A 15,381-nucleotide genomic window follows, 5' to 3' on the forward strand; every position below is an offset into this window, starting at 1 on the left:
AAAGCAGGTGTTAAATAGTGTCTAATCTATTTGTGAAGCGAAGGCTCATGATTTTATTGGTCAGCCTGATCGTACTCGTGACGACCATGGGCATTACGTTAAAAGACAGGCCGCTTCCGACTTGGCCGGAACGGTTTGTCCGCGATTCCCTTGCGTTCGTCCAAAATCTGATATACAAGCCCGCGTTTGCTGTAGCGGGCTTTTTTGAGAGCATTGGCGATATTTATGTTGTGTATGAGGAAAATAAAGCATTGAAGCAAAATCTCCAGCAATTCGCCCAAATCACAGCGGATCTAAATGAGATGAAGATAGAGAATGAAGAATTGAGAAACATGCTGGAAGCCAGGGAATCCAAGCTTTCCGATTACAAGCTTCGCATGGCGGAAGTCGTGGCGCGAAGCCCAGACCGTTGGAATCATACTTTAATCATTGATAAAGGAACGAAGGACGGAATCAGTCCAAACATGGCTGTTATAACGCCAGAAGGTTATATCGGAAGAATCCAAAGCGTTTCCCATTTTTCATCCCAGGTAGAACTGGTCACCGATATTGAGCGGGGAAATCACATTGGGGCTATAGTACAGGGAAATGAACGCAATTATGGCGTGGTAGAGGGATATGATCCGAAAAATAACTTGCTCATTATGCGGAAAATCCCGATGCAGTCCATCATTGAACCGAAGCAAATCGTGATTACTTCCGGCTTAGGAGGGACAATTCCGCGGGGGCTGGTCATAGGAGAAGTCGTATCGGTTCGCTCCGACGATCAACTGTTGACGAAGGACGCTTACATAAGGCCGAGTGCGAATTTGAATCGCCTGGATAAGGTTTTTGTTGTGGAACGGTCTTTTATCGCTCCGAAAGAAATTCCTGTTCCTGCACTGCCTGGTCTGCCGAATAGCTCAACGAATCCCCCTAACGCCGAAGCAAGCGGGGAAGGTACTGCAGAATGAGGTGGGGCCTTTTATTTGCGGGATTGCTCGGCCTTTTTGTCATAGAAGGAACGGCTCTTCAAGTCTTTCATTTACAACCGCTCGGACTAGGAGTTGCTATTCTTCCGAGATTTGTTCTTGTTGTCTTGATTTTCATCTCTTTATACCTGGGCAGAAGAAGAGCTTTCATACTAGGCCTTTTGTTCGGCTTGTTTTTTGATGTGCAATACTGTGACGTAATTGGCGTCTATGCCTTTACGATGGCTTTAATCCCGTATATTTCGGCATTGGCTTATCAGTATTTTCAGCTTAATGTTATTTTGATCATGATCACTGTATTGCTTGGGGTGTTCATTCATGAGACGGCTGTTTTCTTTCTGTTTGAATTATTCGGCCTGACCGGCTATCCATACTATTGGCTTGACTATGTTCCTACAGCTATTTTAAACGCTGGATTTTCCCTTGCTGCATATCCTTTGCTAAATAAATGGCTAGAAAAAATGATGGATAGCAGGCAGGATGAAGTAGATCTATAGAAGCAAAACATTGCTTTGATGTAGCAGGAAAATCAGCCACCACAGCGAATGGTATATGGTGGGGGGATTATCGGGATGACATTAACAAAAAACATCGTAACGATCAAAGGGACAAAAGACGGTTTAGTCTTTTTATTGGATGACACATGTTCCTTGCAAGAATTATTTGCCCAACTTAAAGAAAAAGTGGTACACAACCATCAGAAAATCCTATCTGGACCCCCAATTGAAATCACAATCAAGCTTGGCAATCGGTATTTGACGGAAGAGCAGACCCAGGAGCTGCGGGAAATCATTAAGGAGAAGAGCAACTTAGCCATTAGAAGCATCGATTCCTTACTGGTTACCAAGGAACAGGCGCTCAAGGATAAACTGTCTTCCATGATCCGAGTAGAAACGCGAACGGTTCGCTCCGGACAGGAGTTAAGACATAAAGGGGACTTATTGCTGTTAGGGGACATTAATCCGGGCGGCGGAGTTTTTTGTACAGGCAGCATCTTTGTCATGGGTGCGCTGCGCGGACTAGCCCATGCCGGATGCAACGGTGATGAGAAATCCATTATTGCTGCATCCCAGCTGCGACCTACGCAATTAAGGATAGCCGATGTGATCAGTCGACCGCCTGATGAATGGATGGACGGCAGCAATGAGATGGAGTTTGCTTATCTGGAAGACGGACAAATGTCCATCGATAAGCTTAACCAATTGCACAAAGTTCGATTGGATTATTGGAGCAATAGATAGAGCATCTTCAGGGGGGATTTGTATGGGAGAAGCGATTGTAGTGACATCGGGGAAAGGCGGCGTAGGAAAAACGACTACATCTGCTAATATCGGTACGGCCCTGGCAACCAATGGGAAAAAGGTGTGCTTGGTTGATGCCGACATCGGTCTGCGAAACCTTGATGTTATGATGGGCTTGGAGAACCGAATCATATATGATTTAGTTGATGTGCTTGATGGACAATGCAGACTGCAGCAAGCATTGATAAAAGATAAACGGTTTGATCACCTGTTTTTGTTGCCAGCGAAGCAAACGAAGGATAAGTCATCTGTCACGCCCGAACAGATGGAAAGCTTGATAAAAGAGCTGAAGCAGGATTTTGATTATGTCATCATAGATTGCCCTGCAGGAATCGAACAAGGGTTTAAAAATGCAGTAGCCGGTGCAGATAAAGCTGTAGTCGTTACGATCCCGGAGCCGACAGCGGTTCGCGATGCAGACCGGGTTATCGGGCTCCTGGAGAAGGAAAAAACGGGGTCTCCCCGACTCATCATTAACCGAATTCGATATGGGATGATGAAGCAAGGGGATATGCTTGATGTGGATGACGTCATACAGCAATTGGGCATTGAGATTCTAGGCGTAGTGCCTGACGATGAGCGCGTAATTAAGGCATCCAAAGATGGAGAGCCGATTGTAATGAATCATGAAGCCAAGGCTGGCTTAGCGTATCGCAATATTGCCCGCCGGATTCTGGGTGAGCAGGTTCCTCTATTAAGCTTGGAGGAAGAGCAAGGCGGCTTCATGAAGAAGGTAAGGAAGCTATTCGGTATGAGATAGCAGGAACTGGCGACTAGTTCCTGCTTTTATTTCGTTTATGCCTGGGGTTATAATAACCTAATGGAGGGCAGATTGATGGATTTTGAAGCAAAATATTTTAAAACGATTGACTGGGTAATCGTTTTGATTCTGATCGGTTTTGGGATCTTTAGTTACTTGGGGATCTCGGGAGCATCCCCCAATCTTAGCTTAGAAGGAAAGCAGGTTATCTGGTATACCATTGGTTTTTTCTTTATGACCGTCGTCCTTCTTTTTGACTACAATATGATAGGAAACCTAAGCTATATTTTTTATTTTGTAGGTTTAGTTCTTCTTGTGGGGGTTTTATTCACACCGCCGGTCAATAATGCGACGAGTTGGTATAATCTAGGATTCTTTTCTTTTCAACCGGCCGAATTGATGAAAATCATTACGATAATGACCTTGGCAAAATATCTAGCGAAGCGTGCCGAGCAGGAAGAGCCGTTCAGTAAGATTTACGAATTGATCCCCATTTTTGCAATTATTGGAGTCCCTATGCTGCTCATACTCATCCAGCCGGACTTGGGAAATGCCGTGGTGTTTACGGGGATTCTTATCAGCATGATGATTGTGGGTGGGGTCAAGGGAAGGCATTTTCTTCTTTTTGGCGCCTTGGCTGGAAGTTTTTTTGGTTTTATGACTTATCTTTATCAATTCAAGCAAGAGATCTTTTTTAAACTGATTAAGCCTTATCAATGGAATCGGATCGTCTATTGGCTTGATCCAGAGCTTGATCCTGTAGGGATGGGTTTTCAGCTCAAGCAATCCTTGATAGCCATCGGCTCGGGCCAGCTTCTGGGAAAAGGAATTAACGCAGGGACGCAGGCTAAGTTCGGTTGGGTTCCGGTAGGAGAGAGCGATTTTATTTTTACGGTGATAGCTGAAGAACTAGGCTTTTTGGGCGGCAGCCTGCTGATTTTTCTATTCTTTCTTTTGATCTACCGGATGGTCAGGATCGCTATGGATGCCAAGGATGCATTCGGTTCTTATTTGGTATCAGGCGTGATTGGAATGTTTGTATTCCAGATTTTTGAAAACATTGGCATGACGATACAATTGATGCCGATAACGGGAATCACCTTGCCTTTCATCAGCTATGGAGGAAGCTCTCTCGTTACGAATTTTATCATTGTCGGTCTCATCTTGAATGTTGGCATGAGAAGGAAAAAACTGATGTTCGATTAAGGGAAGGGTGTCCGGGATGTAGGGTTTCTGCATCTAAGGATGCCCTTTTCATGTTGTTCTATCTTGTCCCATCTTCTCATAAATTGATTAGAGGACAAGACGGGGAAGGGTGGTTTAAATACATGAGCCTGGATTCCATTAAACGGCGTAGAGAAGAAAGATTGCGCGAGTTAAGCAAACAATTGAGGCAAAGAAGTGAAGGGTATAGCGTCGAAGAGGATTCAGATGCGGGTTACGCAAGTACCCGTCGTGAAATTTCATGGAGCCAAGAGGAGACCTGGGGCGATAAGGAAAATCCTGCTGTTGAAGTCCGTTCAGGTTTCCTAGTGAAATTGTTGCTTTCTCTATTTCTATTAAGCTTTACGTTTCTTATTTATAAAACAGAGCTGCCTTTTACTGCCCAAGCGAAGGATTTTATTGGGCAGGTGATGACAAGAGAATATAATTTCCAGGGGACAATGGCTCTCGTTGAGAAATATATCGGGCATCCGTCTATTCTTCCCACCTTCGAAACCCAAATGAAGGGGAGCCCTCAGCCGGTCTGGAATCAGGTTTCTAGCCCTAAGAAATATGTATTGCCGGTTGAAGGCACCATTTCAGCCCCATTTTTTCTCGATGGAAGAGGGATTCAAATAGAAGCGGCCCAGGGCAGCGAAATTAAAGCTGTGGATCAGGGCTGGGTGGTTTATGTCGGTCCTAAGGAAGGCTTAGGGCAAACCGTGATTGTCCGGCATGAGGATCAGCTTCAGACCTGGTACAGCAGTGTAGAAGATATTCAAGTAGCTGAAGAGGATTGGGTACAGCCCGGCCAAGTGATCGGCAAGGCGAAAGAAGGAAATACGGTTTATTTTTCGATGGAAATGAACGGGCAGTTTATTGACCCGGCGAGCGTGATTCCATTTGAGTAGTTGGACCGTTGCAGGGATTCGCGTTGCCGTCCATCCCTTGTTCTGGCTTGTGGCCGTCGCTGCTGGTTTAACGGGACAATTTTTTGAGCTGATTACCCTATTTGCTCTTGTCATTATTCATGAGCTAGGTCATGTTTTTGCGGCTCTTGCCGTCGGCTGGAGGGTACAAAGCATGGAGCTGCTGCCTTTCGGCGGTGTGGCTAAGGTGGATGAATGGGGCACAACGAAAGCGAGGGATGAGGTGCTTGTTGCTCTCGCGGGGCCATTCGTAAATCTGGTCATGATCGTTGTCGGTTATCTCTTTCATTGGTGCGGAATCTGGGAGGCGGAGTGGACCGAGTTCTTTGTGTCAGGAAATGCGTGGATTGCCGGCTTCAATCTGCTCCCGATTTGGCCCTTGGATGGAGGAAAGATTCTTCAGGCTTTGCTGAGCAAGCTATTGCCTTATTATCGGACGATTTACTTTAGTATTGTCTGGTCGAGTTTTGCAGCTGCAACCCTCATTGCCACCTCCTTTTTTTTGCCCTTTCAATGGAACCTCATTGCGATCAGCTGTTATCTGCTTTTGGAGAATCGGCTGGCCTTTAAGCAAGCGCACTTCCAGTTTATTCGCTTTCTTCTGATGAAAGAAAGAGAGAGCAAGCATAGGTCAAGCTTTACAAAAGTGGATATGTATTGCCTGAAGAAAAACGAGTCCATTGTCGAAGTGGTGAAAAGAATGAAAAAAGGCTCCTATCACACCTTTCAGGTTCACGATGGAAAGCATAATGTAGTAGCATCCCTTTCTGAAGAAGTTATTCTCCGCGCTTTTTTTGAAAAAAACCCTCGGCGAACCATTTCTGAACTGATTTCAATTGGCTAGAATAGATAGAAAGACTATTCGTTGAAGAGGGGACCAAAACGTTGAAGCAGATTATTGTTAATTGCGCCTATCGGGAAACCCGTGTGGCTGTCATGGAAAATCGCAAGCTTGTAGAATTATTTGTGGAACATCCAGTAGAGCAAAGGATCGTTGGAAATATTTATAAGGGCAAGGTGACGAATGTGCTGCCGGGCATGCAGGCTGCCTTTGTGGATGTCGGATTAGAGAAGAATGCTTTTCTTTACGTAGACGACTGTCTGCCCTCCGAGTGGAAAGAAAACAAAGAACGCCCGAAGCCTAGCATTCGTGAAGTGCTGACGCAAGGGCAGGAGCTTCTAGTGCAAGTAGTTAAAGAACCATTAGGTACAAAAGGAGCAAGGGTGACAACTCAATTGAGTTTTCCTGGGCGTTTTCTGGTATATATGCCGTCAGACCCGTACATCGGCCTTTCCCGAAAAATCACCCAAGATCGGGAGCGGGAAAGGCTTCGCCTCCTTTTAAAGGGGATGTGTGAAGAGCAGGAAGGCGTTATTGCCAGAACAGTCGCGGAAGGGGCAAGCGCGGAGGAGCTGGAAGCTGATTTTCAGTTTTTGAGAGGGCTTTGGAAAAGGACGCTAGCGGTTGCCAAGGAAAGCAAACCGTTACGTGCGGTACATAAGGATCTGGATTTGGTTTCTCGAATTACAAGAGATCTTTTCTCAGAGGATATTAGCGAGCTGATTATTGATAATTCTGCTGAATACCAAAAGGTGTTGGATGAATTGCAATATGCGATTCCTTCGCTGAAGGATAGGCTCAAGCTTTATTCGGAGCGGACAAGCATCTTTGATGCCTTTGAAGTAGAGGCAGAAATCGAAAAAGCTTTGAAGAGAAAAGTATGGCTCAAAAGTGGCGGGTATCTTATCATTGATCAGACGGAAGCCTTTACGTCGATTGATGTGAATACGGGGAAATTTACAGGAACTCATCATTTAGAGGAAACCGTATATAAGACGAATTTGGAAGCGACCAAGGAAATTGCGAGGCAGCTAAGATTAAGGGACATCGGCGGAATCATTCTCATTGATTTCATCGATATGAGAAAGGCAGAACATCGAGAGAGCGTATGGCAATCGATGCAGGAGCATATGAAGCGTGATCGGACCAAATCTCACTTGCTTGGGTTTACCCAACTCGGCTTATTGGAGATGACGCGAAAGAAAGTACGCCAAAATTTATCTGACGTATTAACCAGACCATGCCCTTATTGCGATGGAAAAGGAAAAATCCTTTCCCATGATACGGTCTCGGCTGCCATTGAGAGAGGGATTCGGGAGTATGCCCGTTCTTCTCATGTTGAAGCCATACTTTTGGAGGTGCACCCCCATTTGGCTGAGAGTTTTGAAGGGGGACATGGTGAAGAGCTGAAACGCTTGGAAAAAGATACGGGACTGGAAATCCATGTCCAACGCAACGGCCAGATGCACGAGCACCACCATCAATTGTTTGTGGGAAGCATTGAAGAAGTAAGGAGAAAAGCAGCGGCCTTGGCTGGAAAGGATTTACCTTGACCTCGTTCTTTGGATATGTTAATCTGTTTTTTGTTGATATCATGTTTGACACTAGTCATCATGCTGCAACCGCTCAGAACAGGTATTTTTAAAAGCCCGCAATGGCACCTGGGATGGCGAGTCTTAATAATTATAGGGAGGTGCAGCAAATGTACGCAATTATCGAAACTGGTGGTAAGCAATATAAAGTTGAGCAAGGAGCTGAGCTTTATATCGAAAAGCTTCCTCAAACTGAAGGTGAAACTGTAACTTTTGATCGCGTATTGTTGGTTAGCAAGGATGGGAATGTCGTTGCCGGAAGCCCAACAGTAGCTGGCGCAACTGTAACTGGTAAGGTAGACAGACACGGACGCGGACAAAAGATTATCGTCTTCAAATACAAGGCGAAGAAAAACTACCATAAGAAGCAAGGTCATCGTCAGCCATACACTAAAGTTGTAATCGAAAGCATCAACGCTTAAGTTTATGATTAAGGTGCATGTCAAACGACGAGCATCAGGAGATATTGAGTTGATTACCATTGATGGACATGCAGGCTTTGCGGATCCCGGGCAAGATATTGTCTGTGCGGCCGTATCTGGCATTTCCTTCGGTACGATTAATGCTATTGATATGCTCCTTGGGGTGGAGCTTCCTGTCGAGCAAGGAGAGAATGGATTTCTCCGCTGTTCCCCACCGGTTTATCAACCGGAGGTTCAAGAGAAAGTACAATTGCTCCTTGATGGCATGATAGCTTCGCTTCAGTCGGTTGCCATAGAGTACGGAAAGTTTATCAAAATTCAGGATCAAAAATCAACCAGGAGGTGGATGTAATGTTAAAGATGAATCTTCAATTTTTCGCTTCTAAGAAAGGGGTAGGTTCTACTAAGAACGGTCGCGACAGTATCGCGAAGCGCCTTGGTGTGAAACGTGGAGACGGTCAATTCGTGAAGGCTGGTAACATTCTTGTTCGTCAGCGCGGAACGAAGATCTACCCTGGACTAAACGTAGGAATCGGCGGAGACGATACTTTGTTTGCTTTATCTGATGGAGTAGTTCGTTTCAAGCGTTTAGGACGTGACCGTAAGCAAGTGGTTATTGAGCCTGTTGCTCAAGAAGCATAATAACCCAATCAAAAACCCGACGTAGTCGGGTTTTTGTGCTTCTATAAGAATACAAGGAACCTTGTTGTCAAGATAGGGAATTGGCGCAAGCCAAGTTTTCAAGCCCTGTCAGAATTCATAACTTAACGCGAGCCAAGTTTTCTAGTATACTTGAGTCATAGCAAAAGGAAGCAACTGGAAGGGTCCGAAGCTTGCTTCTGCGTTTGACTGGGGCATGGGGGTGTGTGAATTGGCTCAAGAGTGTAAAACAAGCAGCGGAAATCCTGTCGATGTCAGGTCCGCCATCGAGCAAGAGCAGCGTCAATTTTTGGAGAGCCTGCGCCTGCAAAGGCATGATTGGCTCAATCATTTTCAAGTTATTCTGGGCTATATGAAATTGCAGCGATATGATGTTTGCGAAGAATACATAAAGAAAGTGACAGAACAGACGAACAATGAGAGCCGCATTGCTTCTCTGGGAAACCAGTCCTTGGTTTCTTTTCTCCTAACCTATAATGCTTTACATAAGGAAATGAAGCTTGAAGTTCAGGTGCCGGAGCTGATTAATTTAAGCCGGCTTGGGCAAGATGAAAATCAGAGGTTCTATGAATTAGTGAAGGGAATCATTGATATCTATCGGGAAAACTCGATAGCGAACGAGGGGCTCCCTAATACGCTGGTTATAGAAGTTCAGGCTCTAGATGATTCCTTGTTCCTGGCAGTCGAGTATGAAGGGCAGCTAAAGGAACAGAACTGCATTCAAGCGCTTCGCTCTTTGGCTGACCGGTTTGGGAATGAGGAGGGCTTTTTTGTGGAAGGCTTACATAATGATCAAGAATCCATCATGGAATTTTACTTTCCTGTAAACCAAGAGGTGAAGGAATAGCATGTTTGTTGATACGGCAAAGATATACGTGAAAGGCGGCGATGGAGGCAACGGAATGGTGGCCTTCCGTCGGGAGAAGTATGTAGATATGGGCGGTCCTGCGGGCGGTGACGGGGGACGTGGAGCCAATGTTGTTTTTGTGGTGGATGAAGGCTTAAGAACCTTGGTGGACTTTAAATACCAGCGCCACTTCAAGGCTCCCAGAGGAGAAAATGGCCGTACTAAGGCCCAGCATGGAGCAGGCTCTGAAGATATGATTGTTAAGGTGCCCCCTGGTACATCAGTTTATGACGATGATACCGGAGAATTAATTGTAGATATGGTTTATCATGGACAATCCGTGGTTATTGCCAAAGGGGGACGCGGAGGCCGCGGTAACATGCGTTTTGCCACTCCGGTTAATCCAGCCCCTTCCATTGCGGAGAACGGGGAGCCAGGACAGGAGCGTTATATTCGCTTGGAATTGAAGGTTCTGGCTGATGTAGGGCTAGTCGGTTATCCCAGTGTGGGGAAATCGACGCTAATATCCATGGTCTCAGCAGCCAAGCCTAAAATCGCGGAATATCATTTTACCACTTTAACTCCGAATCTCGGGGTCGTGGATGCGGGAGAAGGGCGCAGTTTCGTCATGGCGGACTTGCCGGGTTTGATCCAAGGCGCTCATGAAGGGGTAGGGCTTGGACATCAATTCCTGCGTCATGTGGAGAGAACGCGAGTGATTCTTCATGTCGTCGATATGGCCGGAATTGAGGGGCGAGATCCCTACGAGGATTACTTGCAAATCAATGAGGAACTAAAACTCTATAACCAGAAGCTGGAGCAGCGCCCTCAGATTGTGGCAGCAAACAAAATGGATATGCCGGAAGCGGAAGAAAACCTTAAAGCATTTCGTGAAAAAGCAGGTGACAATGTTCCTGTCTATCCGATATCCGCTGCCACGAGACAGGGAGTGCAAGAGCTTATATACGCTATTGCCGACCTCTTAGACACCGTCCCAGCAACTCCTCTAGTCGAGGAATTAGAAGAGACGGCGGAAGAGCGAGTGGTCTACAAAGCAGAAAAAGATCCTGAGAAATTCTTTGTGCGCAGGGAAAATGAAATTTACGTGGTTGAAGGCGAATATATTGAGCGACTTATGAAGATGACCAACCTCAATTCCCATGATTCGATTCAGCGCTTTGCCCGGACGATGCGTTTAATGGGCGTAGATAAAGCTTTGCGGGACAAGGGAGCAGAAAACGGCGATACGGTCCGGATTGCAGATTTTGAATTTGAATTTGTGGAATAATAAAAATGAAGTCTTGCTATCCTTGGCAATGACTTCATTTTTTTCTTGTCAAAGGATAGATGTTCCTCTATAATGTCCTCTATAGGAAAACAAATGTTTTTTCTTGGAGGACGACCATGAGGAAGAGTGAGGAAAAGTATTACTTAGTCCGTGAAGAAATCCTTCCTGAAGCGATTCTCAAAACGGTGGAAGCCAAGCAGCTGTTGGAATCAGGGGAAGCGGAGACCGTGCATGAAGCTGTGGAAAGGGTAGGTTTAAGCCGCAGTGCTTATTACAAATACAAGGACGGTATTTTTCCTTTTAATGCGATGATGCGCGAAATGATCATTACCATTTCCCTTGAGCTGGAGCATCGATCCGGTGTGCTTTCCCGGGTTTTGACGTTTGTTGCGGGAAAGGGAGGAAATGTTCTTACTATAAACCAAACGATCCCATTGCAAGGGATTGCCAATCTGGCCATGTCAATCGATACGTCGGTATTGAATCTCTCCATTACCGATTTCGCGGAAGAGCTTCAAAAATTGGATGGCGTCAGGAAAGCAACCGTTGTAGGACGGGGTTAATTGAAAAAAATTCGGAGGGATCCTCGGGTGGAAAAACAAACAGTAAAAGTTGGACTGATGGGACTTGGAACAGTAGGAACCGGTGTACTAAGAATTCTGGAAGGTCATAAGTTTGACTTGTTTAAACAAACCGGTGTGGAAATCCAAGTGGGTAAAGTACTTGTAAAAAACCCGACAAAAGAACGGAATATTGCCATTGACCCTGCATGGGTGACAGTAGACCCTTATGAAGTCCTGCAAGACCCGGAAATTGACATTATTATCGAGGTTATGGGCGGCATTAATCCGACGAAGGAATATATTCTAGCGGCGCTGGATAACGGCAAGCATGTGGTTACAGCCAACAAGGATCTTATGGCATTGCACGGGGCAGAAATCCTGGCTAAAGCTGAAGAAAAAGGCTGTGATGTTTTTTATGAAGCGAGCGTGGCTGGGGGAATTCCTATTTTGCGAGCCTTAGTTGAAGGCTTCTCTTCCGATCGAATCTTAAAAATGATGGGGATTGTGAACGGGACGACGAACTATATTCTGACTAAGATGAGTCAGGAAGGGGCCGCATACGAAGAGGTCCTAAAGGAAGCGCAGGCTTTAGGCTATGCGGAAGCTGATCCTACCTCTGATGTGGAAGGATACGATGCTGCAAGAAAGATGGCCATCCTAAGCACCCTAGGCTTCAAGGTCGAGTATAGCTTAGATGATGTTGATGTGAGAGGGATCTCGAAAGTAACGGCTGAGGATATTGCCTATGGGAAAAAATTAGGCTACGAAATCAAGCTGCTTGGTATTGCGAAGAGGGATGAAGAATGCATCGAGGTTAGCGTTCAGCCTACCATGATTCATCATTCGCATCCCCTTGCATCTGTGAATGGCGTATTCAACGCCGTCTATGTCTATGGCGAAGCCGTCGGGGAGACGATGTTTTACGGCCCAGGTGCCGGGGAGCTGCCAACTGCGACAGCCGTGACTTCCGATTTGGTGACGGTCGTTAAAAATATGAAGCTGGGTGTAAATGGCCGGGGAATGGTCGCTCCTTATAAGGAGAAGATCTTGAAAACACCAGAACAAATTGAATCCAAGTTCTTTATTCGTCTGACTGTTTCAGATAAGCGCGGTGTACTCTCTGAGATCACCACCTTGCTAGCCGGCCATGACATTAGCATTGAACAAATTATTCAGCAGCCATGCCCAGGCAAGCCGGAAGCTGAAATTATTATGATTACCCATTTGGCCACTAAGAAAAATATGGATCTTCTATTGGAAGGATTCCGTACGGTAGAATCCGTCTCCGAAGTAAAGAGCTATTATCGTGTGGAGGGAAGGGAAGAAAGTTAATGCGACGCGGAGTTGAAGTAAAAGTACCAGCAAGTACCGCCAATCTTGGCCCGGGCTTTGATACGATTGGAATGGCCTTTCAGCTGTATACGACCGTTAGGATGCAAGTGGCGGATAAACCGCAAGTCAACTTACATGGGGAAGAGCTTCAGGGGCTGCCTACGGATGAGACGAATCTTGTCTATCAAATGGCTGAAATGATATTCAGCAAGGCCCAGATGGAAATGCCGCCCCTATGTATTGATATGAAAAGCGAGATCCCGCTGACTCGCGGACTGGGCAGCAGTGCAGCCGCCATTATTGGCGGATTGGCTGCAGCCAACTATATAGCAGGAAATCCGTTTACCCAAGAAGAGCTATTCTTAATGGCGACAGAGCTGGAGGGTCACCCGGATAATGTGGGCGCATCATTATTTGGAGGGATTGTGATTGCAGTGATAGAGGAGGACTGTGTTCCTTACATCAAGGTCACTCCGCAAGCTGATTTAAAAGCCCTGGTGGTCATTCCCGATTTCATGCTGTCTACGGAAAAAGCTCGCGGAGTCCTTCCCGATACCTACAGCCGGAAGGATGCCGTTCATAGTCTAAGCCATGCCAGTCTTTTGGCTGCCGCATTGGCAACAGGACAATATGAAATGCTCGCCTATGCCATGAAAGATCGACTGCATCAGCCTTACCGGATGTCATTGGTACCAGGGATGGAGACCTTGCTTGAAAAGTCCCAACAATATGGGGCCCTAGGAACCGCTTTAAGCGGGGCAGGTCCAACCGTCATTTCCCTGGTTCAGGGAGACGACCATCAACTGAAAAAATTCTTCTCAGATACCTTGTTGGAACACGGCATTACATCCCGTACTCTGACGCTCACTCCTGATTGTATGGGAGTTCAAATTTCTGAAGATATTGACACTCCTTTTTAAAGCGAGTAGATTTATTCTTAAAACAATCGAGGTGCTTTAAGAGATGGAGAGAAAAATTGCTTTTCTAGGCCCGCATGGGACGTTTACGGAAGAGGCAGCCCGCTTCCTTTTTGACGGACAAGATGTGAATTATGTGCCTTTTGCTACTATTCCAGACGTACTCGACGCCATTGATCAAGGGAAGACGGAGTTTGCCGTAGCTCCCATAGAGAACTCTATCGAGGGAACGGTGAACTTAACAATGGACTGGCTCATCCATCATATCGATGTTCCAATCCGAGGAGAATTAGCTTTACCCATTACCCAACACCTCATGGCAGCCCCAGGGATTAACCTTTCTCAAGTCAAGAAGGTTTTCTCCCATCCTCAGGCTGTCGCCCAATCCCGCTTATTCCTGAGAGAGCATCTTCCTCAGGCAGAGATTGAATATATGAGCAGTACGGCAGAAGCCGTAAAATGGGTGGCGAACCATCCGGATCAACCGTGGGCAGCTATTGGGAACAGACTATGCCAGGAGATTTATCCGGTTCGATTCCTGCAGGAATCGATCCAGGACCATGATAATAACTATACCCGTTTTTTTGTCATTAGCTCGAGTGTTCCTCCTTTCAAGGAAAGTGAGAAGGAGAAGACGACCATACTTGTTACGCTTCCTTCAGACTTTCCTGGAGCCCTTTATCAGGTTTTGGCGGCTTTTGCATGGCGAAAGATTAATTTATCCAGAATAGAATCCCGCCCAACAAAAACTGGCCTGGGTAACTATCATTTTATCATTGACATTGAACAGAAAATGGATGACATCCTGCTTCCTGGTGCGTTCGCAGAAATTGAAGCACTCGGCTGCCAAATTCGTCAGTTGGGTTCTTATCCATACTTTATCAAGCAAGTAAAAGTAAACTCCTAGAAGAGACCATGGGTCTCTTTTTTTTGCCTTTTGTGAGCAATTTGCCTATCTCTGCATATGCTGTATTGACTTTTGGAAAGAGGAGGGTCTTAGCGTTGAAAATTCACATCGTTAAAAGAGGAGAAACATTAGAGAAAATCGCTAAGAAATATAACGTCAGTACAGATCAGTTGAAGGAAGCAAATGGACACCTGAAAGATGCCGAGAAAGTTGTTGCCGGAAATAAAGTGAAGATTCCCACTGCCAGTGTTCCGCTAAAATCAAAGGAGGCCTTGCCTGTATCGAAGCGAGTGGAGGTTCAGCCAACACAGCCGCCGGTGCAAAGTGAACAGGTCCAGCCGAAGCCAGAGACTGCACCGAAGCCCCCGGCTCCCGTGATGCCGTCTTATGAAATGCCGGCTCAACCTTTGGTGTCCCCTGAGATGCCGGCTAATCCATATCCGCCTGTAATGCCTTATGCCCAACCGAACATGAACATGATGCCGCAGCCTACCCTGCCATACATGCACTCTCCTTGTCACCCTTGTCACGAAAATGCTATGGTTTCCCCTTATTATGGGATGCCTTATCCTGGACCCAATGTGCCTCCTGTAGCCCCTTATCAGTATGAAAATATGCCAGTCAGTCCGGCTGCAGAAGGAAAGAAAGGCGCTGCCTTGCCAGAATCGGGCTGGATGCCAAACATGATGCCGCAGGCAGTGTCCCCTTACGCGATGCCGAACATGATGCCGCAGGCGGTGTCCCCTTACGCGATGCCGAACATGATGCCGCAGGCGGTGTCCCCTTACGCAATGCCGAACATGATGCCGGAAGCCGTATCGCCGTATGCCCAGCCGAACATGATGCCG

The 15,381-nt window shown here is 46.2% G+C and carries 18 protein-coding genes and 1 other annotated feature; all 18 genes read left to right on the plus strand.

Annotation, left to right across the window (positions count from 1 at the left end; genetic code table 11):
• Window positions 1-17 precede the first annotated feature (17 nt).
• Window positions 18-953 carry a rod shape-determining protein MreC gene (mreC, locus tag ABLT31_RS18840; RefSeq protein ID WP_367754425.1) on the plus strand — a complete coding sequence of 312 codons (936 nt, stop codon included), beginning with the start codon at window positions 18-20 and terminating at the stop codon, window positions 951-953.
• Window positions 950-1,468 (plus strand): rod shape-determining protein MreD, encoded by a 519-nt coding sequence (gene mreD, locus ABLT31_RS18845; protein WP_367754427.1) that lies wholly within the window; start codon window positions 950-952, stop codon window positions 1,466-1,468. The genes mreC and mreD overlap by 4 nt, the downstream gene beginning before the upstream one ends.
• Before the next feature lie 75 nt (window positions 1,469-1,543).
• Window positions 1,544-2,212 carry a septum site-determining protein MinC gene (gene minC / locus ABLT31_RS18850; protein ID WP_367754429.1) on the plus strand — a complete coding sequence of 223 codons (669 nt, stop codon included), beginning with the start codon at window positions 1,544-1,546 and terminating at the stop codon, window positions 2,210-2,212.
• Window positions 2,213-2,234: 22 nt separating this feature from the next.
• Window positions 2,235-3,032 carry a septum site-determining protein MinD gene (gene minD / locus ABLT31_RS18855; protein WP_367754431.1) on the plus strand — a complete coding sequence of 266 codons (798 nt, stop codon included), beginning with the start codon at window positions 2,235-2,237 and terminating at the stop codon, window positions 3,030-3,032.
• A 75-nt stretch (window positions 3,033-3,107) separates the two neighbouring features.
• A complete protein-coding gene (gene rodA, locus ABLT31_RS18860; protein WP_367754433.1) occupies window positions 3,108-4,238 on the plus strand; it encodes a rod shape-determining protein RodA in 1,131 nt (376 codons plus the stop codon).
• Window positions 4,239-4,288: 50 nt separating this feature from the next.
• Window positions 4,289-5,146: a peptidoglycan DD-metalloendopeptidase family protein gene (locus ABLT31_RS18865; protein WP_367754435.1), complete on the plus strand. Its 858-nt coding sequence runs from the start codon at window positions 4,289-4,291 to the stop codon at window positions 5,144-5,146.
• Window positions 5,139-6,008 carry a M50 family metallopeptidase gene (locus tag ABLT31_RS18870; protein WP_367754437.1) on the plus strand — a complete coding sequence of 290 codons (870 nt, stop codon included), beginning with the start codon at window positions 5,139-5,141 and terminating at the stop codon, window positions 6,006-6,008. Before ABLT31_RS18865 ends, ABLT31_RS18870 begins: the two co-directional genes overlap by 8 nt.
• A gap of 41 nt (window positions 6,009-6,049) precedes the next feature.
• Window positions 6,050-7,558, plus strand: a complete 1,509-nt coding sequence (locus ABLT31_RS18875) for an Rne/Rng family ribonuclease (protein ID WP_367754440.1) — start codon at window positions 6,050-6,052, stop codon at window positions 7,556-7,558.
• Between the two features lie 57 nt (window positions 7,559-7,615).
• Window positions 7,616-7,692: a sequence feature (ribosomal protein L21 leader region), on the plus strand.
• Window positions 7,693-7,707: 15 nt separating this feature from the next.
• Entirely contained in the window at window positions 7,708-8,019 is a 312-nt protein-coding gene (rplU, locus tag ABLT31_RS18880) for a 50S ribosomal protein L21 (protein ID WP_367754442.1), read from the plus strand.
• Window positions 8,020-8,023: 4 nt separating this feature from the next.
• A complete protein-coding gene (locus ABLT31_RS18885; protein WP_367754444.1) occupies window positions 8,024-8,371 on the plus strand; it encodes a ribosomal-processing cysteine protease Prp in 348 nt (115 codons plus the stop codon).
• Window positions 8,371-8,661 carry a 50S ribosomal protein L27 gene (rpmA, locus tag ABLT31_RS18890; RefSeq protein ID WP_129196334.1) on the plus strand — a complete coding sequence of 97 codons (291 nt, stop codon included), beginning with the start codon at window positions 8,371-8,373 and terminating at the stop codon, window positions 8,659-8,661. The genes ABLT31_RS18885 and rpmA overlap by 1 nt, the downstream gene beginning before the upstream one ends.
• Window positions 8,662-8,890: 229 nt before the next feature.
• A complete protein-coding gene (locus tag ABLT31_RS18895) occupies window positions 8,891-9,526 on the plus strand; it encodes a Spo0B domain-containing protein (RefSeq protein WP_367754447.1) in 636 nt (211 codons plus the stop codon).
• Window position 9,527: 1 nt separating this feature from the next.
• The gene (gene obgE / locus ABLT31_RS18900; RefSeq protein ID WP_367754449.1) at window positions 9,528-10,814 is read left to right on the plus strand and encodes a GTPase ObgE; all 1,287 of its coding nucleotides are present in this window, start codon (window positions 9,528-9,530) and stop codon (window positions 10,812-10,814) included.
• 116 nt (window positions 10,815-10,930) lie between these two features.
• Entirely contained in the window at window positions 10,931-11,377 is a 447-nt protein-coding gene (locus ABLT31_RS18905; protein ID WP_367754451.1) for an ACT domain-containing protein, read from the plus strand.
• A 27-nt stretch (window positions 11,378-11,404) separates the two neighbouring features.
• On the plus strand, window positions 11,405-12,709 hold the full coding sequence (locus ABLT31_RS18910) for a homoserine dehydrogenase (protein WP_367754453.1): 1,305 nt from the start codon (window positions 11,405-11,407) through the stop codon (window positions 12,707-12,709).
• Complete coding sequence (thrB, locus tag ABLT31_RS18915; RefSeq protein WP_367754455.1) at window positions 12,709-13,629, plus strand: homoserine kinase; 921 nt, start codon at window positions 12,709-12,711, stop codon at window positions 13,627-13,629. The genes ABLT31_RS18910 and thrB overlap by 1 nt, the downstream gene beginning before the upstream one ends.
• 43 nt (window positions 13,630-13,672) lie before the next feature.
• Window positions 13,673-14,533 (plus strand): prephenate dehydratase, encoded by an 861-nt coding sequence (gene pheA, locus ABLT31_RS18920; protein WP_367754457.1) that lies wholly within the window; start codon window positions 13,673-13,675, stop codon window positions 14,531-14,533.
• Window positions 14,534-14,628: 95 nt separating this feature from the next.
• Window positions 14,629-15,381, plus strand: a 753-nt coding sequence (locus tag ABLT31_RS18925; RefSeq protein ID WP_367754459.1) for a LysM peptidoglycan-binding domain-containing protein, incomplete at its 3' end; no start/stop codon positions are given.

Source organism: Ammoniphilus soli (assembly GCF_040813775.1).

Coding starts and splice junctions, on each gene's coding strand:
- ABLT31_RS18865 (WP_367754435.1), top strand. CDS start 4,289: ATGTTGTTCTATCTTGTCCCATCTTCTCATAAATTGATTAGAGGACAA.
- rpmA (WP_129196334.1), top strand. CDS start 8,371: ATGTTAAAGATGAATCTTCAATTTTTCGCTTCTAAGAAAGGGGTAGGT.
- rodA (WP_367754433.1), top strand. CDS start 3,108: ATGGATTTTGAAGCAAAATATTTTAAAACGATTGACTGGGTAATCGTT.
- pheA (WP_367754457.1), top strand. CDS start 13,673: ATGGAGAGAAAAATTGCTTTTCTAGGCCCGCATGGGACGTTTACGGAA.
- obgE (WP_367754449.1), top strand. CDS start 9,528: ATGTTTGTTGATACGGCAAAGATATACGTGAAAGGCGGCGATGGAGGC.
- minC (WP_367754429.1), top strand. CDS start 1,544: ATGACATTAACAAAAAACATCGTAACGATCAAAGGGACAAAAGACGGT.
- thrB (WP_367754455.1), top strand. CDS start 12,709: ATGCGACGCGGAGTTGAAGTAAAAGTACCAGCAAGTACCGCCAATCTT.
- ABLT31_RS18905 (WP_367754451.1), top strand. CDS start 10,931: ATGAGGAAGAGTGAGGAAAAGTATTACTTAGTCCGTGAAGAAATCCTT.
- ABLT31_RS18885 (WP_367754444.1), top strand. CDS start 8,024: ATGATTAAGGTGCATGTCAAACGACGAGCATCAGGAGATATTGAGTTG.
- mreD (WP_367754427.1), top strand. CDS start 950: ATGAGGTGGGGCCTTTTATTTGCGGGATTGCTCGGCCTTTTTGTCATA.
- rplU (WP_367754442.1), top strand. CDS start 7,708: ATGTACGCAATTATCGAAACTGGTGGTAAGCAATATAAAGTTGAGCAA.
- minD (WP_367754431.1), top strand. CDS start 2,235: ATGGGAGAAGCGATTGTAGTGACATCGGGGAAAGGCGGCGTAGGAAAA.